Origin of the sequence: Xylella fastidiosa, assembly GCF_011801475.1 — a bacterium.
Taxonomy (GTDB): Bacteria; Pseudomonadota; Gammaproteobacteria; order Xanthomonadales; family Xanthomonadaceae; genus Xylella; species Xylella fastidiosa.
The window spans coordinates 905915-931305 of the sequence record NZ_CP044352.1 but is presented as its reverse complement, the minus strand read 5'-3'; the positions used below and the strand labels follow the sequence as shown (position 1 = coordinate 931305).

The window sequence follows — 25391 nt, the reverse complement described above, 5'->3', positions numbered from 1 at the left end:
GCAATTGTACCCAGCCACTCATGACTGAATCAACATTATTCCCAACGCATTTTCTGGAACATTGAAATGCTTCCAACTAAAAGCAATGCGGGAACACGTTACCAGCATTCGGATAATTCACCTTGGCTATTCGTCTTAATTCCAGCCTGGTTGATAAACAAGGTACCGCACTTGTCGTTTTGCTGAGTGCCTTGTGGCACCGCACTGACAGTAAACGCAGTACGCGTGGCATCTCCAACAAACACCAAAAGATAAGATGCCGTCCCTTGGCGTGGGGACTGGGTTATAGGATTGGTTGCGGGGAATCCGGCATAAGTATTGTTCACCGTACGAAAACGCTCCGCGAACTGGGCAATCTCCACTAAATCAGCCTTAGCCTGATCCCGATGGCTCTTGAGAATGTAATGCTGGTATGACGGATACGCAATGGACGACAAGATGGCAATGACAGCGACCACAACCATCAACTCAATTAAGTGATACCCGTATGACCGCTGCCGTGCCCCAATCCGCCTGCGCTTGCTCACACGTTCCCACTTTAGGATCACCATCATCGCAACTGCCTCCACGATTGCCGTCCACATGCCCTGAACAGTGAGATGGACCTGGTTGGATCATTTGGATCAATGATGACTTCGCTGCATCGGGTATCCAAAGGTGCAGCATGTGTCTCTGGCACCAAGGGACATCCCTGTTCACCTGGATTACAAAAAACCGGTTGTCTAGGCGCTGTGCGGGTCATTGCAACACTCTGAATTGGAGCATCTCCACCCGTCGAAACCGCACCAGTATCACTATTACCGATACTGGATCTGGAGCCACGGGACGGTATATTGACTTGACCGAGCGCGGCACCACCTGAAGCAGCATCTAACACATAAAGCCAATTGCTCCCGCCCGAAGCACAATTCACACTCACTCCCGGCACATAGGTCGAAAAGAAGACACGCCCCCCCTGTAACAATGGTGTGGCAATGGAACGCTCCCCCTGTGGATCCTGTCCCTGTACCACCAAATCGACATACCAACCATGCTTGCTGAGATAACTCAGCGGTCTACGGGTGACAATGCGGGTGTCTGGCGACGTCGGATGATCGCTAGCCTGGATAATTTGAGCTGATAAAGCTGCACGGCCTGCAATGACAGGACTCCCGCTATCCCAGATGCCATACAACGTACTGAGGTCTTTGCTGTTGTTGTCATTGGCAGCAAAATAACGGCCACTACCAAAATAAATGATATAGCCAGCACTCGGCCCCACCGCCACTTCCAAACCTCCCGTAATCGGTTGGCGATAGCCTTGAGGATTACGGGCCACAAACAGCGGTATTGGATTACCCAAACCATCTTTATAAGCGATACCCCAGCGTTGCGGATCTTTACCACTCAGGTTGAACTTCCAGAGATTGCCGTGCAGATCAGCCCCGTACACCATATCGACCAACCCATCGCCATCCGTATCCAACACCGCCAAATTACCGAGACCGTTATATCCCATGTTTGCAGGATCAGAGCCATCGGGATCAATCCCATCACGCGCCTCAATCTTGCGAATCAGCTGACCCGTTGCCAGATTGACTATAAAGAGCACAGCCCGACCATTAGTGCTGTTGTAACCGTTACCGAAAATCGCCGCCCAACTGCCATTCTGTAACGGGACGATGTAGGGCTTCCCCATGGTGTACCCCATATCGTCGTCATTCTCACTGTTCATTTCCCACAACACATTTGACTCATTGAACGTGCTTGGGCTAGTAACATCCAGAGCAAACATCGAACGGCCACCCGCCCCAGTGCCACCAACCAACACACTCCTCCAACTTCCATCCAGATAGGCATCACTCAATGTCGATTTGCCATCAACATAGTAATGATGCTGATACTCCGGGTTGGCCAGAAAACCCAAATGATGCAGCACACCGTTGGGCACATAGGCAAAACGCTCCGTACCCTTATCGTCAAAGGCATGCAACATGCCATCGTTAGCACCAACAAAAATATGCTCAGCAGCCGTTGAATTCTGGCGAGCATTGATGAAAGCCGAGTAACTATCACGCTGCACCTGAGGCAACCCACTCGCAGTGGCCCACCCATAATTCGCACGACGCGTTGCGACAACAGGAATTGAATTAATCATGTCGCCCAACGGACCGAAACGACGGCGGAATGGTGCCGTGTTGAGTGTTGCACCCTCCATCCTCTTGTCACCACGCAAGTAATTCACTAATTGATTGGGCGTGACAGAACTACCAAAGTCATCAATAACACCACGTGGTGTATATCCAAGGCGACCAAAGACCTGCGCAGCATCAGTGGCGACATCACCGCTACTACTGTCCACCAATTTTTCAGCGACAAAACGACGTACTACAGATGCGCGGTTGGTATCGTCAACATGACTCAGCGCCGTATAAATCACACGCTTGGCTATCGCACTGGTACCACTCGGCACACCAGCACTCGCCAACCACAGCACATCACCTATCATCCCATTAGCATCAATACGATAAGCGGTCATCTCACCCGTCCAATCCTTACCATCATGGGTGCTGGAATAACTGGGGATCACCGCGAACGAGGTACTGGAAACACTGGCTCCAACGACGGCAATCGAACCACTGCTCCCCGCCTGACTCTGGATGGCTGAAAAAGCTTTGGCCACCTGCTGACGCAAATAAAGCGCATTGTTCACTGGGAAATAGTTGGCCAGACCACCACTACTATTGAGTATCACTCCCTGATCATGACCGTACTTGGCCGCATACCAGAGTGGATCTTTTAACAAGACCGCATTTGCACCTTGAGAAGCCACAGAGAATATTCGCGTTGCAACAGGGGGCAAGCCATTACAATCCCCAGGCATCGGGGTCGCATTGCAATATCCAGGCAAGCGATTAGGGGGAGTATTCAGTTTGTAGGGCTGTTGTCCTGCACAACTACTGCGCGTCCCATCATTACTGTGACCATCAGCAAGATCACATATTTCCAAATACACACCGTCGCGTGTGGTACCAGAGATCACATATCCCATATGCTGATCAATGCTTCCAGCAGAATATTCGGATTTGAGTGTTACCACCAGTTGATTCTTGGCATTGACATAAATGGTGTAAAGCGCGATTGCATCCATGTCATGGTCAGCCCCCTGTTCCACATCCTCGTAATTGATACGGAACTCTGCATAGGGGCGGCCACCATTGATGGTTGCATCGTAATCTGCCCCAGAAGATCCAGCCATATTGGCCACACGCTGCACATAGAAATCAATGATCTGGTTAGTAGGCTGGAAATTGCCAGTCGCAGAGATACCGAAACCACGCACAGATTTAGCAAACGGCACCAGACTCACTCGAGCATTACCAACTGGGAACTCAAATTTTGGAAGCGGCGAAGCCAGTGCAACCGCATAGGTGCGTACGAATTTACTGCCGCCCATCTTGTGATTAGCCCCATAGCGTGCAACAGCAGCAGAATAATAAGTTCCGCCCTTGCTGGGTTCTTCGGGAGACAACCCACGCACCGTGGATAAGTTACTCACCACTTTCGGTGTCGGTGCATTATCGGAATTATTGTTGGATTCCCCGATAAAAAATAACTTGCTGCCGCCGCCTTCAGCCTCCCAGATCCGATCAGCCTCCGCGGAAACATCCAAATTGCGCATCGAAGCAGGATCACCTGATCCACTGAAATTGGACCAGTGAGACCCCGGCAACTTGTCATCGTAAGAAGGGTTGATATCACTAAATACTGTCATTGTCGGCTGCGCGCACACCGAATAGCCACTGCCTCCCTTATCGACAGAGGTATACGGCGGCTTCCAACCGGGATGGGACAGTTGCAACGTAGCAATGTCCTGGGAGCTGCTATTAATATCGTACTCAGGTCGCGGCGCAGTCGCTCCCCCAAAGTAACGTAGCGTCTCGTACATCATCTCAGCGACGGGGTTGCCCCACATCCAGCACTCACCCTCTTTCACCGGGCGCGTCGCGATCCACCCACACCCATACGTATAGTCCTTATAGTTGAAATCCAGCATACGGAAACTACTAATCGTATGCACAATCCCTTTCACGTCTCCCCCACCGCCGCAATTGCCATTCAAGCAAAATTGCCCAGTCAACGGATTAATCTCTCGAGAAAAATTGGATACATTGCTATGCAGGACACCACCAGTAATATTTTTCTGGTATGAGCCAGTCAACAGACCGAAGTACATACGGTCATTCTCCCCATAATCGTGCAGGATTCCAGTCGGTTTATAGGAAGTATTGTTCTGATAAAGCTTACAGTTACTTTCACGTAACTCATCGGCAACAGAACATACCTCGACCCGTAACGGGTAATCACTAATACCCCTAGAACCCCCACTCACACAGCTGACGCGCTTATTCTCAGGAGTAAAGCAATCACTACCAGCAACCGGCCGCTCAATAGACACCCAATTCCAAACACGGAAGGTTGTATCGGCAAGTACACGTAATTGTGGAATGCCATTATCACTGAGCGTCGTCACAGCAAACAAATGGTAATGGCCGCTCCCAGGCGCACTCAGCGGCGCATAATCAGAGATGTCATACCCGTCATGCGACACACTAGCGTACTCCTTGCCCCAACTATGCGCGTCCTGTGGAGTATATGAAGCACGCAAAATAGTCTGCGTCAGCGTGTCGACTTCGCGATAACCACCAAACAATACCTTGCGCAAAGCATCCATACGCGATGTGGTTAAATAATTCAGAAAATCACCGCTCCAAGCACCCGTGCATTTTTTTCCGTTACTCCCATTGGCAACGGACATCGCCTGAAACATAGTCCCGTTCGCGCGATAACACACATTCGAATTGTAATAACCGTAATACGTGATCTTATCTGGCTTGTAACCGACATCCAGCACACCGTCACCGTCCAAATCGGACGCATCGTTGTAGGCCTCGTAGTACAACTTGTGATCACGCCCCATCACCAGCATATTGAGCGGCGGCACCACGTTGCTCGTGAACAACGGCGCCTGTGCAATATCCAATGGGCCAGGCCCCGTGATACCGCGCCGCACGAGAAAACAAAGACCGATGAACATGACGCAAAGCAAGACGCACTTCAGAACGTTTTTTTTCATTGCTCAAGGCCTGACAAAAATAGTGTCAATGGATGACAAGGAACTTGAAGCATCAACGGAATTACGATCCCGACTGAATACAGTGATACGGAACATATTGCAGCCACTCTCGGACCGATCAGAACCGGCGCTCGCACTGCACTGTTGCATGCAAATACTGATGTTACGCGTCAGCACATCAGCAACCACGCCTTTACCGATGCTGTTCACCCAAGCAACAGGATCATAGGGAACCAAGCAGTTCTGGTACTCGTACTCGGCTCCATTATTAATCGTGGACTCCCGATCACGCACCAACGACTCAGCCCTCTGAAAAGCCATATTGGCCGCAAGATAATTCGCAGACATGCGCTCCTGCATGGTTGCAACTTGCATACCAACGATGCCGATCAACGCCAATAGCACCAACACCACCAGCACAACATATAAAACAGCTCCCTGCTGGGAACGTGCGCGACCTCGAAGCAGCGAATCGACAAATGCCCGTAACTTCATCATCAGTTCCCGTATAAGCGATTGCGTAAAGCGACGGTTGTCTCGTACACCGCCCGGTATTGACCATCCGATGGCGGATTGATATGTACAGATAGCACCGTCGGATTCACTACCGGATTCAGAGAATTGGCCCGTTCTTGCCCAGCACCACGCACCAACAGCCCGATCTGCACCGTACCAATCCGACGCCAACGCAGCGCGTTATCCACATCACCGATGATGTTTGCTGGATTCGTATGATCGATATAGCCACTTGATATCGTTTTGCTCAACACTGCCGAATCTTCACCATAAAGAAATTGCAAGGACTCCACTCCCTCAACCAACTCCTGAACATTGGTAACCAAGGCAACCGCCGCAGGCGCCGAAGTCCAACGGGCACGATACAGTGATGGAATCCCGCGCTCGTTCAAACCAATGTAATAAGCAATCGATTCGGCACGAAACAACGCCAAACTCTCTGGGAAAAACGACAGCGAACGATCGTAATAACCGACGAAATCAAGCGCCGTCTTATTCAGACCGCCAGCACTGACATTCATACTGGTCATCGTCGGCGCAGTACTCGCCTGGAAGACACTGGCCCCATTACAATCGGCAATCGCATACAGGCCACTACCACCGGTCGCGACTTTACTGCTCCCATGAACCGACTCATCTGTATAAATGATGGTAGGGCTGGACGTTGGATTGAAATCCGTCACTATGTTTTCCTCAGCGGAAAGATAACGCAGTACCAGAACATCACTTCCCTTGATCGGTTTCAGAGCCGTAAGTTCAGCCGGCAACACTGGATTCCAATCAGACGCACTACCGACGACAGGGACAGCACCAAGCGACAGCAGGCTACCTCTTCCTGTCCCAGAGGCATCAAATCCCTCAATCGCAATATCGAAACGCAGCGGGAATGGCTGATTAGAAACATTGTTGGTATTGCGATCATCCGCATTGAGAAACAACGAACGGATATTTCCTCCATTCGGGTGTCCGCCATCATCAACAGACAACAGCGCTTGATCATTGATACATCCGGTATGACCAGCCATGCGGATATCCCGTGTCAGAAAATCCAGTGCGAAACGACCGCTTTCCTGATTACGCGCGATCCCTTGGGAAAGACGGTAAGCAGTCCATGACGCAAGAAATACCTGGATCACCCCCACAATGAGTATGGAACCAATCAACAGTGCGATCAGCAGTTCCATCAACGAAAGTCCACTGATGCGAAGACGCGCTAAGCGTGAGGAATACATCGTCATAACACACTAGTCAGATTGAAAGTGGTGGATTGCTTATTCACATCGGTCTCCCAGTGTTGATCACCCCAACGGATCGTCACCGTCACTTCCCCATTCGTCGCAAGATTCACCTGTGCACGGCCATCCGGCAGTGCACTCACCACCTCACAACGCCAACGCGCCATGTTGGCAACCGGCGTAGCATTTTCAGAATGATTGCAGTCGGTGCCATCAACACCATCAAAACTTCCATAAGTGATCGCACCGTAGTAACCCACCGTACTGCGCTGGCTACGCATGATGTCTAGCAACTCGTAAGCTAAGTTACTGGCGATCGTTCGCTGCTGGGCACTTTTAGTGAAACGCACATTCATGGTTTGAAGCAGTGCGAAAGCCAACAAACCGATACCCAGAACCAGCAACGCGATCAACACCTCAATCAACGACACCCCAAGGGGAGGCGCAGCCCAATGGCAACGATGATTGGAACACTTTTTCATTGACACGCGCCCTTCTCCACCTTCGCCAGACCCGTAGCGGTGATCGTGACGGTACGCTGTAATGGCTGGCCGCCGCAGTTATCCGGACGGAGCGTCACCACTTGATCGTTCGATGCACGCCGTAAGCCATGCGCATCAAAAACAATAGGTAAGGGATCCTTCACTGACACGAACAACTGGGGACTGCCCTGAATGTAACGCAACACTGCTTCACCCTTGTCGAAGATGCCATTCCCGTTGGCATCACTCCAAATCAACCATCCCTGACTCCATTGACCATCGCAAGCATCACCATTGGCACTTGGACAAATACCGCCGCCATGTGTGCTGGACACCGCCTCACTGCGGGCCAAAGCGATAGAACTGATCAGTTCATCGGTCCTAGATGACACTCGATTCGAGCGAATCACATGACGAAAATTGGGAAATGCCATCGCCGCCAAGACAGAAACGACAGCAACAACGACCATAAGCTCCATCATCGTGAAGCCACGCACATCGTCTGGCATCTAAACGCTCCACAGCGTTAATGTCTAAGGGATGGAACTCCAAAGCAGACACTGTCAGTACAGTGCAGCGCAAACACTGTCTGACAAACGGTCAGCGTTAACCGATGAGCGTCAAAAAAATGTTAATTCAATCGCTTTTAATGACTCAAGAAGAGACCTGATAACAAGGTTCATACTTCCCAGAAAGACTCATCCGCTTCTGTTCAACAAACGCGGACAACAGCGCATCCAACGCTTGCATCATCGACGGATCACCATGAATCCGGAATGGGCCGAACTGCTCGACCTGACGGATGCCTTCTTCCTTGACGTTGCCAGCAACAATGCTGGAGAACGCACGGCGCAAGTCTGCCGCTAATGCATGCACCGGCCGACTATGATGCAAGTCCAACGCAGCGACAGCCTCATGGGTAGGGATAAACGGCTGTTGAAACTCCAACGGAATATGTAAGGACCAATTGAAGTAATAAGCATCCTTGCGTTCTTCACGGAATTCGCGAACTTGGCGGATGCCATCGCTGATTTTGCGTGCTACAGCAACCGGGTCCCCAATCACGATCTCATAGCATGACGCGGCCTGGTTGCCCAACGTCAAACGGATAAAGTGATCAATCTGCTCAAAATACGGTGCAGCGCTCGCCGGACCTGTCAGGATCAACGGAAACGGTAACCCGTGATTCTCCTCACGTAACAGCAAACCCAGCAAATACAAAATCTCTTCAGTCGTTCCCACACCACCAGGAAACACAATGATGCCGTGAGCAAGGCGAACAAAAGCCTCCAAGCGCTTCTCAATATCCGGCATGATGACCAAGTGATTCACAATGGGATTTGGCGATTCGGCAGCGATGATGCCTGGTTCGCTGATACCGATATAACGCTTATCGTGGCGACGCTGCTTGGCGTGAGCGATAGTAGCCCCTTTCATTGGCCCCTTCATCGCACCTGGACCACACCCTGTACAAATGTCCAAGCCACGCAAACCAAGCGCATAGCCCACTTGCTTGGTGTACAGGTATTCATTGCGTGAGATCGAGTGACCTCCCCAGCACACGACAAGATTAGGTTCTGCAGATACCTGCAAAATGCGCGCGTTGCGCAACTGCGCAAACACCGCATTCGTAATCCCATCAGTGGTCTTTAAAGCAACGGCATCACCCGATCCAAGATCAATGGCCATATAGGCAAAATCACGCACCACTGCAAACAGCAAATCAGCCACGCCACAGATGATTTCATCGTCCACGAATGCCATTGCCGGCGCATTGCTCAGCTCAATCGCCATACCACGATCACGCTGTATCACTTGAATATCAAAATCAGGGTATAGATCGCAGACAGCACGTGGATCATCCAAACCGCTCCCACTGGTCAGCACCGCCAATGCGCAACGACGCAACGACTCGTGTATCCCTCCATTAGAAATATCGCGCAGCCGTGCCGCCTCCATTGGAGACAATAGATCCAAACAGTTCGCTGGATAAATTCTGGCATCTACTACTGTGCGCTCACGCAGGACCCTCTCACTACCGTGTTTCATACCTCACCATTGTAATTTTTCTAAATAGACAAAACTGTAGCGCACTCTTTCCTACTATCGGCATGTCCGGCACTCACCAGAGGAGGTCACACAACGTCAGCAACAGTCGCCGACGTTGTGAAGCACGATGCACTTCATGAACCAGACGAGATCACCAAGATGCACGCTCATGACACGATGGCAACACCGATCAACCAAACGGTTTCGGAATCGATAACACCCAGTAAAAGATAGATCACTCCAAACACCATCTGGATAACAAGAGAGGTGGATCGCAACACGGATCGGCTGCAACACTCGATTCAGCCCAGCAGGCTAACAAGAGGTGTAGCTATCGCCACCACACCAACGCTGCTCCGTACCATCCATACAGCAACTTCAAAAAGTCGCACACCTCGTCCAAGGAGCCATGCCACAAGCACAAAATACCTCAGTCATCGGGATGCATACTGCGATTGTGGGAAAGATAGTCAACGAACTCAGCGACGCTTAACGGAGATGAGAACAACCAGCCTTGAGCCATATCCACACCACGGGCACGTAGATAGACGAGTTGTTCCTCACGCTCCACACCTTCAGCAATGGTACGCATGCCCAATTCCTTAGCAATGTCGATGATGTGCGAAGCAACCGCTGTGTTAGTGACATCGCGACCAACCGTATCAATGAAGGATTTATCAATCTTCAAAGCGTCTAATGGCAGTTGCTGCAAATACTGCAAATTTGAATAACCAGTCCCAAAATCATCAATCACTACAGCATATCCAGCCTCTCGTAGCCGCACGATATGCTCGCGTGCGGCACGTGCATCCATGAAACTGCGCTCAGTCGCCTCGATCCACAGTTGTTTTCTGTATAGGCCAGTGTCTTGTAAAGCAAGCGCCAATACATCCAGTAAGCGTCCTGATTCAATGTCCTTCACTGAAACATTAATCGCAATGTGCAACGAACGATCAGCCACCAGTAATGGTCCTAATTCACGCATGGACGCTGCGATGACTTGATCGGTAATGGGAAGAATTAAACCACTCCGCTCGGCCAGTGGAATGAATTGGTCCGGCAAGATCAATGTGCCGTCTTGCTGGCGCCAACGCACCAATGCTTCTGCACCGACGCAACGCCCATCACTCAGTGAAACAATCGGCTGATAGCAGACAAAGAATTCACATCGCTGGATGGCCTGACGCAACCGGGCCAACGGAGCGCGCCGCCGGCGCAAATACAGGATGGCTAAGCCGCTGACACTCAATGAAACCAATAAGGCAACCGGGATGGCCAGCCACTCTTTGCGATGTACCGCACCCACAAGCTGTTGGATTGGTTCAATGACAGCGATCTGCCAATCATGATGAGGGTTTTGAATGCGGGCTGCGACCACATCATGCGAAGGATCACTCGCTGATTGATTCACAGGGTTACTAAACAGTTCTTTCACATGAGAACCAGTGCTCAGCAACAGTACCCCATCCATAGTGGCCAGTGCCAATTCCACACCGGGTGGAATTGGAAAATCCATAAAGGTGCTGAGCTTCATCAGTGCATGGTAGTCACCATGATGCAAGCCCAGCAGGCGCTGCTCAGGGTTCAGCGGTAAAGACACCCGCTTCACCAATTCAAGGCCATCGTTTCTGGTATCGCTGGTCAACGTCTGCTTGAATGCACCATCAAACGGCCCCCACGATGTACAGCTCAGTTTCTGAGTCGGGGCATAGTCAAGTTCTGTGATGTAGCGGGTAGCCAGCACCAATGCACGCATCCGTGCGATGTGTTCTGGAGAACACGGGGCCAAGTGCGCATGATCCATGTCTGACAGGAGCAGCAATGATTCGGAAACGGCGCGATCCACCCGTTGACCCATTTGCTGCGCCAAGTCGCGCAGGCGCTGTTGTTCGTGACGCTGCGTCGTCACCCAAACGTAGCCATCAGTCAATGCAATTGAAACAGAAAGACACGCTATGCAAAGCGTGGCACCGACGATAAGAGTCCAACAACGTTTCAAGCGGGAGTCACGAAATGAGAACAATGGGAGTCCAAAGACTCGAAATATTGATCAACACTATTTTCCATGTTCTTTCTACTTGGCATCACAACAACGGAATCACCTGGGCTGATTGCCGAGGCCCAGAAACATCTCCAACACTGAAACACCTGCGTATGGCATTACATTGTCTGGCAATCTACACATCTGTGAGGCTACTGCATATAAGGTGGTCATCGGAAGCGGTGGAAAAGACTTGCCATCCTGTAATCAAAATACTCGAGCTAGAAACCACGTTGGAAATAATGGAGCAATTTCCCAGTTCCAAAGTGTGCTAATCGACCGATATATAAACGTGACATAAAACACATACACTCCTTATTTGTTAAAAAATGCTTTCATCGGATCAAAACAAAGCGCATTCAATCGCATCGTGCCTATGCTTCAGGAGCTGCGCTACACCAGTCCACATGATCCAGTTGTGGTGATGGTACGACGAGAAGGCTGGGCTATTCCGCCACGCTTCCACAGGTTCATCAATTAAATGGATGCTTATACAAGCAAAGCCAGCACCCATGAGCAATGTAAGCGAGCTTGAGCACCTGCATAGGCGTGAGCGCACCCCTCTCTTGTAATGCCTTTGATGCTTTTTGTAAAAAGTAATTGCCAATGGTGGTTGCCGAGCACGGCATATAAGACATCCTGCATTAGCTACTAAAAAAGCATCAAAATGATGCTAAGCCATCAGCCAGAAACTAAGGTAGGGGGCCTTTAGTTGCGGAAGCTAATTGCATCTAAGCAATTGATATTTAAATCTTTACCCTATTTTTATGTGTTGAACACTTTCCTTGGAATGGGCGCTCAAATAGACTGCCATCCTTTGGCAGTAGCATCAGTTCTATCACGCACCATAAGATGGTTGACATCACGCAACGCACCACAATAAACCCGGTGAAATCAAGCATCAGCAATCTGCGCAGCACCGCTCAATCCAACACATTGACGCCTTCAGGAATAGCAACACAGTAACGGCGTACGTGGATTATTCGATAATGTCACGATGAGCATCGCTGAAATCACACCGCATCAGGCACGGTCTCGCGCCGCCAGTGGCGCCGTTTTCATTGATGTACGTCAATCCTATGAGCGGGTGAGCGGCCAAGCTGAAGGCGCGCTCGGGATCGATCAAGCGACACTGGAAGCGCATAGCAGCACTCATTTACCCGATACAAACGCGGAGATCGTCCTGATCTGTCAGTCCGGTCAGCGCTCACGGCACACCGGGGAGCGACTGCAAGCAGCGGGTTATCGGCGGTTGTACTCCGTTGCTGGCGGAACCGATGCCTGGCGCAAGGCCGGTCTGCCATTACTACGCCCTATCCTGAGCACTGACGAGCAGGACTTCATGGAGCGTTACGCGCGTCACTTGCGTCTGCCTCACATCGGGCCACATGGCCAGCAGCGCTTGGCAGAAGCACGTGTGCTGTTGATTGGTGCCGGTGGTCTGGGATCACCCGCCGCGTTCTATTTGACTGCCGCCGGGGTCGGTCATCTGCGCATCGCCGATCATGACACGGTGGAACGCAGCAATCTGCAACGGCAGATTCTGCACGTGGATGCAGAATTGGGAGTTCCCAAAGCCGCATCAGCAGCACGGCGCCTGAGTGCCCTGAATCCACGCGTCCAGGTCGAAGCAATGCAGGTAAGGGCGAATTCCAGCAACATCGAAACACTGTTACAGGACGTCGACGTCGCCATAGACGGTGCCGACAATTTCCCGGCGCGGTATCTGCTCAACGACGCCTGCGTCAAGATGGGCACTCCTCTGGTCTATGGTGCAGTCCACCAGTTCCAGGGCCAGGTCAGCGTTTTCGATGCCGGCCGCCAGCGTGGGCAGGCGCCTTGTTATCGCTGTCTGTTTCCGGAACCACCGCACCCAGAATTCGCACCCAGCTGTAGTGAGGTTGGCGTGCTCGGTGTGTTACCCGGTGTCATCGGGATGCTCCAAGCCACCGAAGCGCTGAAGCTACTGCTGGATATCGGCAAGCCGCTACGCGGACGTGTGTTGTGTTTCGATGCGCTGGCAATGCAGTTTCGGGAAATACGTCTGGCCCCAGACCCGACGTGTCCAGTGTGTGCACCAGGACGACCGTTCCCCGGGTACATCGACTATGCCGCATTCTGCCGCAATCCACTCTAAGCAACCGACTCAGCGCAGTTGATACACCAACGCATGGCACTGCTCTCAACGAGAGCCAAGTCAAATGTGCATTCCATCGGTAACATCACAATAGGCAGCGCATCACCCGCAACATCGACCAGAATCCACTGGATCAGCACAGCAATAAAGGCATCATCCCTTCCCTAGCCTAGATACTGAAGCATGAAGCATCGACACGATCCCACGCAGCATTTCATATAACAAGGCCACTCAGCCTCACTATTTACGCTTCACATGGCGCATCAAACGGCGTCTGCGCTGGATCTGGCGTTCGCTCAATACGTTCTTCCTGCCTTCATAAGGGTTGTCACCTTCTCTGAACAGGAAACGCACCGGGGTGCCAACCAGTTTGAAGCGCTTACGGAAGAAATTCTCCAGGTAACGTTTGTACGTATCCGGTAACACCTTCAGGCGGGTTCCATGGACGATGAAGGTTGGCGGATTACTTCCAGCCGGATGGACATAACGTAATTTGGACACATGGCCTCGAATGCTCGGCGGCGGCGCGGTTTGGTAGGCGATCTCCAGCGCTTTATTCACCTCGCTGGTGCTGAACTGACGCAGCGCCGAAACATGAGCACGATGAATAGCTCTGAATAATTCACGTAAGCCCGAGCCATGTTTGGCAGAAAGACGCACCACCTCAGCCCAATTGACAAAGCCGAGTTTACGCGAGAGCAAGTCCTCGGCTTGTTCTCTCTGGTAAGTAGCGAGGCCATCCCATTTATTCATCGCCACGACCAGGGCCTTGCCCGCATCCAAGATGGCGGCAAGCACGGTAGCATCCTGGTCAGTCACACCCTCACCGGCATCCAACAGCAACACCGCAACTTGGCATTGTTCGATCGCCTGTAGGGTCTTAAAGGCACTGAATTTTTCGACTGCCTCTTCAACCTTCGATTTGCGTCGTAAGCCCGCGGTATCGACCAAACGGTACCGTAATTCATCGCGCTCCAAATCAACTGTAATGGAATCGCGGGTTGTGCCAGGCACATCCGAGACAATCATCCGCTCCTCACCAAGCAGGCGGTTCACTAGTGTCGATTTACCGACATTCGGTCGACCGACAAAAGCAATATGGATGCGCTCTGAATCTTCATTAAATGCCTCGCCAATACTGCGTTCAGGCAGCCACGCAAGCACCTGTTCAATAAGGTCATCCAAGCCTTGACGATGCGCAGCAGAAACAGGAACCACGTCGGAAAAGCCGTAGTGAGCGAACTCCGAATGCACTGTGGTATCACTCACACCATCAATTTTATTGATCACCAACAATGTAGGCTGCGATAGCTTGCGTAACCAAGCAAGGATATCGTCGTCAAGCGCAGACGCACCTTCACGCACGTTGACCACAAACAACACCACATCAGCTTCAGCCACAGCAAGACGTGCTTGACGCGCCGTAGCACCAGCCAAGCCATCTTCCTTACCAACCATGCCACCAGTATCGACGACAGCAAACAAAGGCTGCCCATCAATACGGCATACACCATAGTGGCGATCACGGGTGACACCGGGTTGGTCATGTACAAGTGCATCACGCGTCAGCGTCAACGCGTTAAACAGGGTGGACTTACCAACGTTCGGCCGTCCAACCAGGGCGACCAAAGGGAGCATATCGCATCAACATCCGTAGTTATTGTTATTGCATCAGACGAAAAGCAGCGAGCTTTCCATTACTACTCTGCACCAGAAGCACATTGTCAGCGACGACAGGTTGCCCAACGATAGCGGCACTCCCAGAGCGTTCGCGAGCAGCAAGTGCACCATCACTGAGACGCAACCAGTGCAGATAGCCTTTGTAATCACCCACCACCGCGTAATCTCCCTGGATCGCCACGCCTGTCAAAAAGCGGCGTGCTAACGCAGGTTGCGACCAGGAGGCACTTCCAGTCGGCTTGTCCAAGCCCCATACGGTGCCATCATTATCAGCCACCACAATATAGTTGGAAGAAACGCCGACACCACCCGCTCCACCGTGCTCGCGATTCCAAAGCATACGACCGCTCGCCCCATCAATCGCAACAGTCTCGTTTTTATAGCTGGTTGCGTACAGAGTATTTCCTTCCAGAACAGGGACACCGTCAACGTCAGCCATACGCTCCAATTCACTACGACCTTCCGGCATAGCAACAGACTGTACCCACAGGGAATTTCCATCATGCATCGCTAATGCACTGATAGTACCGTCGTCATTTCCCACGAACAGCAAATCTGTCCCAGGGATCACCGGCGCATTACCACGAACCGTCAAGCTAGGCGACTCGCGCTCAGTGAACCAGCGACGTTGACCAGTAGCCCCCTCGAATGCGGTCACGCGACCATCATTACTGCGCACAAACACCATGTTCTGCGCCACAGCTGGCGCTGCAATCACCTCGTTCGGTACATTGGCGCGCCACTTCTCAGTACCATCGTTCTGGTCCAAAGCGATCACTTGACCATCTAGGGTACCGATCACCACCAGACCATCCCCAACACCGGGGCCACCAGCAAGACGCAGCATCGATTTTTTACTAAATTTCTTGTTGTCCTTTGCGTTACTTCCTTGAGCCGGTACGTACTTCCACAAGACCTGCCCTGTGTGTAAATCCAGTGCGAGCACACCACCACCGATGGCTGCTGCATATACCTTGCCATCGACCACGGTCGGACGTTGCCGCACTCCAATGCGACCCTCACCCTTCCCAAGATCCACTGCCCAAAGCTTGCCGACCTTTACGGTCGGGGTGAAATCAGCAAGATCGGCAGGTTCCTGAGCCTTTCTAGCATCGGCATCTTTACCGCGAAACACACTTTTTACACTGCCACACCCAACAAAAACGGTAGCGAATAATGCAATTGTGAAAAATTTCCTGAACTTCATAACATCTCTCATTTAAATCGGACCCACAGGAGTGGGTAATGTGCCGCCCACATCCATCAACTTAATTTCCAGAATACGGCGCTGCGGCGCTGCACTATCGCCCATGGCAAGTGCTTTGGCATAACGCTCGCGTGCCTGTTCACGCTTGCCAAGCACTAACAAGGCGTCACCTTGAATCTCAAAGCTGACATCATCATTGCGAGTAGCCAGGAGTTTGTTTGCCTCATCGGCCTTACCAGTGGCAACCAGCAAACGCGCCAAACGTTGATCAGCAATCAACTTGAATTGACTATCGACCGGCAAGGTACGCAGGATCTTGATCGCCTCAGCAGTGTTACCAGCCTCTGATTGAGCTTTAGCCAACTGCAATGCGCCAAGCTCAGCATACAACCCAGAAGGCGCACCATTGAGTTTAGCCAGCGCCTGGGCAGCATTACCCAACTCTTTAGCCTGGAGCAATTTACCGAAAACGGCGAACTGCTGCGCAGCAGAGGTGAATTGGTCGACCTGCTTGGCCTCCCTCCATTGCCAAGCTGCAATAAAAACAAAACCAAGTAACACACCACATAACAAGCCAACACCATTCTTACGTAACCAAGAGCGAATGCGTTCGCCATGTTCCTGTTCATCGTGCAAATCACCGATCGCCATCAATACCCTCAAGACCACGCGCTCCAGCAGGAGCTATGCAATTTAGAAACGGAAAACGCTAGCGCTGTGTACTGTGTTTTATCTGGGAACCGGCATCACAGAGCCATCGGAGGATACCGCAAAACGTGCCACATTAGCGCGCCTGTAGCGTGTTAGATCAACAATGTTCCCAGATTCTTGCACTTCCACCGCAACGGCATTACCCAGCACGACACGCCCCACTTGGCCAAGCACATAATGGCGTACTTGCCCAGCAGGGATTAATGCTTTCTCTATCGGGCTTCCATCGGGAGCAACCACCTCTATCCAGCTATCGCCCTTGAAGCTCAGCGTTAACCCCCCCCCTTGCTCCGAAGGCATTGCGTTGTTACGCGGCACTGGGGCAATCGAGGCGATAAACGGCGCAGTACTATCGGAACTACCCCCCGAGTCAGGCGAGGTACCACCCAAAGCCTCGGACTTTGATTGCTCAGGCACCACCTCCAACGAAGCAGTCCGTGGCACACGCGGCTCAAAACTGCTGCGCATTGCATACCATACCGGCACAGCAAGCACACCGGTGATGACCACATACATTGCTTTGCGGGTGACGCTCTCAAGCAAGTGCCTCCCGCGTTGCATATGCGCATAACTCACCAATTCGGCTGGTTCGATTTCAGCCGAGAACGCCTGTTCAAGCAATGGATCAAGATCTATATTCAAAAACCGCGCATAACCGCGTAACTGACCACGGACGAATACCGGCGCACCTAGACGCTGCCAGTTTTCCTCCTCTAATGAACGCACTATCTGTATCGGCATGCGCAGGCTGGTTGCGACATCTTCAACAGTCAAGCCAACCGCCATTCGCGCATCACGTAAACGTTGTCCACATCCTTTCGCATGTTCAAAAGGGTCAGGATTCGAATCATGCTCGGAAGGGTTAGGATCGAAATCACTGATCACAATACATTAGCCCCTGGGTTCGACGGCTACAGTCTCGGGAAACTCCTTGACTAACCGCTGTTGATATCGGCTAGCAGCTGCCCTGTCTCCTAGCTCTTGCTCGATTTGAATCGCGAGTTTTAATACAGAAGCCGTCGCAGGCACAGTTGTTGCCAAACGACGCTCGCTGAAAGCACGCGCTTCAAAATAGCGATGTTTGTCGTATTCGTTTCGCGCCATTGATTCCAATGCGTAAGCATTGGTTGGATCCAACTCCAGCGCTCTACGCAAATCGTGGTCGGCACGATCACGCTGTCCAGCTTGAAGGGCACAACCGCCGGAATTGGCTAAAGTTCCCGGCTGCTCGCCATAGGCCGGATCAGCCATCGCACGTTCGAACCAAACCAATGCCTCGGCTGGATACCCATTTGCACACAACCAAGCACCGTAATTATTAAGTACATCACCACGCTGTGGCGCCAACTGGGCAGCCTTACGGTAGTACTCACCGGAATGCACCACATCGCCACGCTTACTATAGATCGTGCCCCGCAGTGTCCAGGCATCAATTGAAGATGTATCCTGGCGCAATACTTCTTCTAGCAACTTCTCGGCAGCCACATCATCACCGGCATTAAATTGGTTATAGGCGCGCCCAAGCTTCTGAGTCAACGCAACACGACGGCGTGTTTTGGCATCATCACGCACGTTGTAAACAGGAGCGAGATTCTGAACTGACTTAATACGTGTCTCCCTCTTATCAGACATGACTAAGCAGCCAGATAAAATCAGTAAAGAAGAAAACGCTAAAACCAGGGATATATCACGCTGCAACATCTCGACCAACCCGATCTTCAATAGTGCGGCGGAACTCAGCTTGACGGCGAGTACGATCCACGACTTGCCCTTTCAATTGCCCGCACGCTGCATCAATGTCGTCTCCACGAGTACGACGCACCATGGCCAAAATTTGTGCGTCCAACAGGATCTTCTGGAAAGCACGGATATCAACTTCCGTAGAACGTTCATAACAGGTGCCCGGAAACGGGTTGAATGGAATCAGGTTAACCTTCGCTGCACCCTTCACCTGCATCGCACAGTCAAATTGCCGCATTAGTTTGGCCAACTCATGAGCATGTTCTTGCTTGTCATTAACACCCTTCATCAAAGTGTATTCAAAAGTGACAGAATCACGTTTACGATTAACAGACAAATAACGCTCGCAGGATGCCATCAGCTCAACAATTGGATATTTCTTATTCAACGGAACAAGTTGTTCGCGCAGTTTGTCATTCGGCGCATGCAGTGATACAGCCAAAGACACATCACTCTCAGTCGAGAGGCGATCAATCATCGGAACTAAACCGGAAGTCGATAAAGTCACACGCTTGTTGGACAACCCGTAGCCCAAATCATCACGCATCACGCTCATCGCACGCACAACGTTATCGAAATTCATTAAGGGCTCACCCATACCCATCATTACCACATTCGTAAGACGACGCTGCTGGTGCGGCACATTACCAAGGTGACGGGCAGCAACCCAAACCTGGCCGATAATCTCGGCCGTGGTCAGATTGCGGTTAAAACCTTGGGTGGCTGTCGAACAAAACGTACAGTTCAATCCACACCCTATTTGCGAAGACACACACAACGTACCACGCCCTTTGTCCGGGATATAAACAGTCTCAATCGCATTTTTTCTGTCAGTGCCCATCGCCAGCAACCACTTGTGTGTGCCATCGGCTGAGTGCTTGTCGAAGACAACACGGGGGACCCTGACCTCAGCGCAAGCCTGCAACCTAGTACGCAACGCTTTGCCAACATCGGTCATTTGCTCGAAATCAGCGACATAACGGTGGTGGATCCATTTCATGACCTGATGGGCACGATAGCGTTTCTCACCAAGAACATCTTCGAAAAAGCGCTCCAACCCCTCACGGTCAAGTTCCAGCAGATTCTGTTTACGAGCAACATCGCTAGCGATGGGCTCACCACTAGTTGTCGTTGTTGTCACACTGGGAATCACCGCAAACCCATTCATGCCTACAATCTCATCGCAAAATAATTTCGGTAGCAGCGAAAAAGTAAGCCACTTCAATCGCAGCATTCTCGACCGAATCCGAACCATGTGCAGCATTGGCTTCAATCGACTCAGCAAAATCAGCGCGGATCGTACCTGGAGCGGCATCCTTCGGATTGGTCGCTCCTAACAACTCACGATGACGAGCCACAGCATTTTCGCTCTCCAGTACCTGAATCATTACTGGCCCTGAGATCATAAATTCAACCAAGGCGTTAAAAAACGGGCGATCACGATGCACAGCATAAAAACCTTCAGCCTCACGACGCGATAACTGCTTATATTTAGCAGCAACGATCTTAAGACCAGCCTTCTCAAAACGGCTATAGATATCGCCAATCACGTTCTTCGCAACGGCATCAGGCTTGATAATCGAAAGAGTACGCTCAAGCACCATGTACAGGATCTCCTGTTGGGCGGGCTACTGACAGCCCGGAAGTCTACATGAAAAAAACCCGCGTCTGAACGCGGGCTTAGCTTATTTTTACAGCAATGAATTCTAGCTGGTCGTAACCTTCTTTGCACTCTGCACGCCTAGTGATTTCCAAGATAATGAGAACATCAGAAAACACAGCCATACTAAGCAACTAATTACCCGAACATCATATAGGTGAATTTTTAAAAATCCATTATCAATTTCGAATGATAACAAATGAATTGAATTCTTCTTTCGGCAATGCACATTAAATTTCGATAGATAAAACATCACCCTCTGCAATTAAAAGCAAGCAGCCTAACCTTGCGAAAAAATGAAAGTCAACGCACACGCATCCACTTAGCAGAGATTGAAGAATATACCCTTAACAGAAATAATTATCGTGCTTCACCGCATTCTTGGTACACCCGGTGACCCGCGCCATCGTTATATTTACGTTAAATCAATAAAATGAAAAACACTTCGATCAATTAAGCCAGAATATCAATACCAACACATTGCCAGCCCATCATCGGCAACGTCCTCCCCCGAGGTGGGGAAGGAATGAACAAGGCGCATATCAATGTGTCATTTTCCGGTCTGGTAAACACCTTGGCCAACCCATCCTTCATTTACTCCTCTTGCGCTGGGCTGCGAGCATCGCATCAGCGGCCTAGTCAATCTGACTGAACAACACTGAGCCGATACTAGTCGGTAAACACACATCACTATTAATGAAGCTGATTACTGAATCACAAGATCTCACTCTCATCTAGCATAAACTATCGTCATTATCTCTTGTACGGATAGCATCACTGAGAAAGCAACCAAAGCATGGCACAACTAATGAAGCCGAGCAGGGAGCGTGACTGCCAAGGCAGGCGACAAAAGTTCAACAGCGATCAAGTTATAAAATTGTCAACACAAGTCATTGAATGAATGATGTCATCCAACAACTATAAAGCGTGTTATTGACTCAAATAATCTTGATGGATGAACCATCTCCGCAACACATAAGATCTACTCATGCGGATGTGTAACGGGTTGCCTTGGTGACACGACTCGGCATTCTCCGGTACTCACGTTGGCTGGAATAAAATGATGTCGAAACAAGGAGACAAGTTCCCTGTTCACACCCAACCTCAGCAATACATTACAGAGCAACCCAATACCAATGATTCTGAATAATCACAGGTTAGATCACACAACACATGATGAAAGTACAGTGTACGAACTAACGACCGTAGATTAAGAACACACCCAGATATATTCACTGACACAGTCCATTGTTAGCGACACAATGAAGAAAAAGGGAAGCATACACAGTCCTTCTTCTTGCAATGTCAATAATCAACAACCTGCCCCCAGACTTGGATCCCGCCCTCAACCAGCAAGCCTAGTAGATATATATAACAACAGGTCGATACCTCATCACAGGACAGGCACTGCTAGAATGGATGCTTCCTCCACACGCTGCCCCGCCGGGGCCATCAGGAATTCGTGAACATGGCAATCAAGGTCGGTATCAACGGTTTCGGTCGCATTGGACGCAACATATTACGCTCTGCAGTACAAAACTTCGGCAGTAACATTGATATCGTAGCCATTAATGACCTGCTAGAAGCAGATTATTTGGCATACATGTTGCAGTACGACTCAGTGCATGGACGCTTTAAAGGAGAGATCGCAATTGAGGGAACTGCACTCATCCTTAACGGCAAGAAGATTCGCCTAACAGCCGAACGTGATCCAGGCAATCTTCAATGGGCTGATGCCGGTGCTGAAATAGTGATCGAATCTACCGGACTATTCCTGACGCAGGAAAGTGCCGGGAAACATCTCGCAGCCGGCGCCAAGAAGGTCATCATCTCAGCACCTTCAAAAGACGAAACACCCATGTTCGTGTACGGCGTCAATCACAACAGCTACAACGGGGAACCAATCGTCTCGAATGCTTCATGCACCACCAATTGCTTGGCACCACTGGCTAAAGTCATCAACGACAAATGGGGCATTACGCGCGGTTTAATGACCACTGTACATGCGGCCACTGCGACACAAAAAACTGTCGACGGCCCATCCAATAAAGACTGGCGCGGTGGACGCGGGATTCTTGAGAACATCATCCCATCTTCAACTGGAGCAGCAAAAGCTGTTGGGAAAGTGATCCCATCACTCAACGGGAAACTCACCGGGATGAGCTTCCGCGTCCCCACCTCGGATGTTTCTGTCGTGGACTTGACTGTCCAATTAAACACCCCAGCAACTTACAAAGAAATCTGCACAGAGGTGAAGCAGCAAAGTGAGGGGCCGTTGAGGGGCATCCTGGGCTATACAGAAGACAAAGTGGTAGCCACCGACTTCCGCGGTGAAACCTGTACCTGCGTATTCGATGCGGATGCTGGCATTGCACTAGATCCGACATTTATCAAACTCATTGCTTGGTACGACAACGAATGGGGTTATTCAAACAAGTGCTTAGAAATCGCCAAAGTCATTGCAGCTAAATAAGCTAAAGTGAATCAACACAAGACACGGCAATTCGATTAACGCAATATGGTTTATCTGTTGACCCCAACCATCTCTAGCATGTTGTGTTATTGGTGCTTGAAACTCTCCCTATTCACTGGCCAGTAACTCGCTATGACCTGTTTATTCTCTAACGCCTTGGATTTTAATGATGCAACGTGGAATTATTTTATTAATATGCGTAATAAGGTAATTAATCTGTAAAGTCCTATATTCACCTGAAGCAAGCTTGCACTGCTTGCATTGCACGTGTTCTGAAACAATCCGAATCGACCAAACCAGCTCCCGACTGAATTAAGCAATCATCGGGAGATTAGGTACCTCATGCCTTTCTTGTTGCCAAGTAATACTCGCGCATCAACCAATACAGGCAAGCTCGGTCAAGCTATTGCAGGCAACAAAAGCTTTCTAGGTTCGGAAAAATCAAATGGCCACATGTGGAAATGTGTAACGACAAGCACATCATCCATTATTCCCAATAAATCCTCCGACCTTGAATCACTAAGAAATCAAGCAAAAGGATCATGCAACATGATCGTGTGCTCTCGGTCTGGGCCAGTGCTCACGATACCAATCGGACAGCCAGCCAGCTCTTCCAGCGCACACAGATAAGCGCGGGCTGCTGGAGGGAGTTTCTCCCACGAAGTAATGCCATGCGTGCTCTCATTCCAGCCTGGAAATTCCAAGTACACTGGGGTGCATTCTTCCCAACCTTGCGCATCCAACGGAGCGTACTCACTTCGTTTATCGTGGTACTCATAAGCGATACAGATCTTAAGCTTATCCATTCCGTCCAGCACATCCAATTTGGTAATACACAGACCGGTAATCCCATTGATGGCAACAGCACGCTTGAGCGCAACAATGTCCATCCAACCACAGCGGCGTGGACGACCAGTGGAAGCACCGTACTCAACACCACGATCTCGGATACCCTGACCAATTTTATCATCCAACTCGGTTGGAAATGGACCACCTCCAACACGAGTTGCATAAGCCTTAGCAATGCCCAACACATAGTCGATATCCTGGACACCAACACCAGCACCACTGAGAGCACCACCAACCGTCGTGCTGGAGCTAGTCACGTACGGATAGGTGCCGTGATCGATATCCAGCAATGTCCCTTGGGCACCCTCAAAGAGCACTCGCTTGCCTTGCTTGCGCAGGTCATGGAGGATACCCGCAACATCAGATTTCATCGGCTCGACGTATTCAGCGAACACTAACATCTCGTCATAGATCCGCTGGAAATCCATCCCATCCACACCAAAATATCGAGTCAACACAAAATTGTGGTAATCCAACGCAGCACGTAGCTTTTCCGCCAATTGGTCTGGGTAATGAAGGTCAGCGACACGAATACCACGACGCCCGACCTTGTCCTCGTACGCCGGACCAATCCCTCGACCGGTCGTACCAATAGCCCTACCGCCAGCCGCTTTCTCGCGTGCTTGATCCAGTGCAATGTGATATTCCATGATCAACGGCGCAGCTGGCGAAATCTTCAAACGGGAACGTATTTCCAAACCGGTATCTTCCAGCTCCTCAATCTCCTTTCGCAATGCGGCTGGCGAGATAACTACACCGTTGCCAATCAAGCAGAGCACACCATTCCGCAAAATTCCAGATGGAATAAGATGCAAAACGGTTTTCTTAGCATTGATAACCAGAGTGTGGCCAGCATTGTGACCTCCCTGAAAACGCACAACAGCACCAATTTCCTCGGTGAGAAGGTCGACGATCTTGCCCTTTCCTTCATCGCCCCACTGGGCACCGAGCACGACAACTGACTGACCCATAATGGGTAACTCCTCAGATTTTTCTGGCACCGACAGGAGCCACGGAATAGAACATACACGTATTTGTTAAGCACCTTTATTCAAGACACCATCACAGCACCTCAAGATCACGATGCCTGGAAAACAATCTTCGCCGTGACTGATGCATTATCCGGGTTGCGGATACGCCACCCCAGGATGCTGGCGCCTAATACACTCCACTAACGCCACCGTTTAGTGACGTAACCACCACAACACAAGTAACCCGACACCAAGTACGAACATGCCCGACAGTCGCAATTGAGCCAAAGGCAGATCCAACAACTGCGTGGCCAAGCGTTTCCATAAAGCAGGCGCAAGAAACAAGAACAAGCCTTCCAAAACAGCAACAAGACTCAAGGCGACAAACAGGTCATACATAAAAACACGGATGTAGTTAAAAACGATGGAATGGAACGCTCCTAGTTGCCGCTGCCCTCGCACAAAACAGAAATGACAGGAAACCACCACCTATCATCGCTTGACAGTCTGTCTTTCAGATACGC

General features: G+C 50.7%; 19 protein-coding genes. 2 read left to right on the top strand and 17 right to left on the bottom strand.

All coding sequences use genetic code 11. The annotated features are described in order from the left end of the window. Positions 1–98: 98 nt before the first annotated feature. The 8 genes from F7G16_RS03950 to F7G16_RS03915 all read right to left on the bottom strand — a co-directional run bounded on the left by F7G16_RS03950 (position 99) and on the right by F7G16_RS03915 (position 11397). The gene (locus F7G16_RS03950) at positions 99–554 is read right to left on the bottom strand and encodes a type IV pilin protein (protein WP_012382713.1); all 456 of its coding nucleotides are present in this window, start codon (positions 552–554) and stop codon (positions 99–101) included. Next, positions 551–5116 (bottom strand): pilus assembly protein, encoded by a 4566-nt coding sequence (locus F7G16_RS03945; RefSeq protein WP_004089764.1) that lies wholly within the window; start codon positions 5114–5116, stop codon positions 551–553. Before F7G16_RS03945 ends, F7G16_RS03950 begins: the two co-directional genes overlap by 4 nt. Before the next feature lie 3 nt (positions 5117–5119). Further along, entirely contained in the window at positions 5120–5614 is a 495-nt protein-coding gene (locus F7G16_RS03940) for a pilus assembly PilX family protein (RefSeq protein WP_012382714.1), read from the bottom strand. Beyond that, positions 5614–6870 (bottom strand): PilW family protein, encoded by a 1257-nt coding sequence (locus F7G16_RS03935; protein ID WP_004089768.1) that lies wholly within the window; start codon positions 6868–6870, stop codon positions 5614–5616. Before F7G16_RS03935 ends, F7G16_RS03940 begins: the two co-directional genes overlap by 1 nt. After that, positions 6867–7349: a type IV pilus modification protein PilV gene (pilV, locus tag F7G16_RS03930; RefSeq protein WP_004083567.1), complete on the bottom strand. Its 483-nt coding sequence runs from the start codon at positions 7347–7349 to the stop codon at positions 6867–6869. Before pilV ends, F7G16_RS03935 begins: the two co-directional genes overlap by 4 nt. Next, complete coding sequence (locus F7G16_RS03925; RefSeq protein WP_004089770.1) at positions 7346–7858, bottom strand: GspH/FimT family pseudopilin; 513 nt, start codon at positions 7856–7858, stop codon at positions 7346–7348. Before F7G16_RS03925 ends, pilV begins: the two co-directional genes overlap by 4 nt. Positions 7859–8003: 145 nt before the next feature. After that, a complete protein-coding gene (ppnN, locus tag F7G16_RS03920) occupies positions 8004–9398 on the bottom strand; it encodes a nucleotide 5'-monophosphate nucleosidase PpnN (protein ID WP_011098185.1) in 1395 nt (464 codons plus the stop codon). A 430-nt stretch (positions 9399–9828) separates the two neighbouring features. Then, positions 9829–11397: an EAL domain-containing protein gene (locus F7G16_RS03915; protein ID WP_011098186.1), complete on the bottom strand. Its 1569-nt coding sequence runs from the start codon at positions 11395–11397 to the stop codon at positions 9829–9831. Between the two features lie 1039 nt (positions 11398–12436). Here F7G16_RS03915 and moeB point away from each other — a divergent pair. After that, complete coding sequence (gene moeB / locus F7G16_RS03910; RefSeq protein WP_004089775.1) at positions 12437–13576, top strand: molybdopterin-synthase adenylyltransferase MoeB; 1140 nt, start codon at positions 12437–12439, stop codon at positions 13574–13576. 240 nt (positions 13577–13816) lie between these two features. Here moeB and der read toward each other — a convergent pair whose 3' ends face one another. The 7 genes from der to ndk form a co-directional block, all read right to left on the bottom strand. After that, positions 13817–15214 carry a ribosome biogenesis GTPase Der gene (der, locus tag F7G16_RS03905; RefSeq protein ID WP_004089777.1) on the bottom strand — a complete coding sequence of 466 codons (1398 nt, stop codon included), beginning with the start codon at positions 15212–15214 and terminating at the stop codon, positions 13817–13819. Positions 15215–15239: 25 nt separating this feature from the next. Then, a complete protein-coding gene (gene bamB, locus F7G16_RS03900; RefSeq protein ID WP_012382716.1) occupies positions 15240–16475 on the bottom strand; it encodes an outer membrane protein assembly factor BamB in 1236 nt (411 codons plus the stop codon). Then, positions 16476–17114: a YfgM family protein gene (locus F7G16_RS03895; RefSeq protein ID WP_004089779.1), complete on the bottom strand. Its 639-nt coding sequence runs from the start codon at positions 17112–17114 to the stop codon at positions 16476–16478. It abuts the gene before it with no gap. Between the two features lie 78 nt (positions 17115–17192). Next, complete coding sequence (locus tag F7G16_RS03890) at positions 17193–18059, bottom strand: helix-turn-helix domain-containing protein (RefSeq protein ID WP_011098187.1); 867 nt, start codon at positions 18057–18059, stop codon at positions 17193–17195. Between the two features lie 6 nt (positions 18060–18065). Next, positions 18066–18806 carry a type IV pilus biogenesis/stability protein PilW gene (gene pilW, locus F7G16_RS03885; protein WP_011098188.1) on the bottom strand — a complete coding sequence of 247 codons (741 nt, stop codon included), beginning with the start codon at positions 18804–18806 and terminating at the stop codon, positions 18066–18068. Positions 18807–18861: 55 nt separating this feature from the next. Beyond that, positions 18862–20082: a dual-specificity RNA methyltransferase RlmN gene (rlmN, locus tag F7G16_RS03880; protein ID WP_004089782.1), complete on the bottom strand. Its 1221-nt coding sequence runs from the start codon at positions 20080–20082 to the stop codon at positions 18862–18864. Positions 20083–20092: 10 nt separating this feature from the next. Continuing rightward, positions 20093–20518, bottom strand: coding sequence for a nucleoside-diphosphate kinase (gene ndk, locus F7G16_RS03875; protein WP_004083578.1), 426 nt, complete (start codon positions 20516–20518; stop codon positions 20093–20095). Between the two features lie 1524 nt (positions 20519–22042). Between ndk and gap the strand changes: the two genes are divergently transcribed. Continuing rightward, positions 22043–23047 carry a type I glyceraldehyde-3-phosphate dehydrogenase gene (gene gap, locus F7G16_RS03870; RefSeq protein WP_004089784.1) on the top strand — a complete coding sequence of 335 codons (1005 nt, stop codon included), beginning with the start codon at positions 22043–22045 and terminating at the stop codon, positions 23045–23047. Positions 23048–23574: 527 nt separating this feature from the next. On the opposite strand, the gene F7G16_RS03865 is transcribed toward gap, so the two are convergent. Together F7G16_RS03865 and F7G16_RS03860 are read right to left on the bottom strand one after the other, a co-directional pair. After that, positions 23575–24867, bottom strand: coding sequence for an adenylosuccinate synthase (locus F7G16_RS03865; protein WP_004089785.1), 1293 nt, complete (start codon positions 24865–24867; stop codon positions 23575–23577). 213 nt (positions 24868–25080) lie between these two features. Beyond that, positions 25081–25266 carry a DUF2065 domain-containing protein gene (locus F7G16_RS03860; protein WP_004089787.1) on the bottom strand — a complete coding sequence of 62 codons (186 nt, stop codon included), beginning with the start codon at positions 25264–25266 and terminating at the stop codon, positions 25081–25083. Positions 25267–25391: the final 125 nt, after the last annotated feature.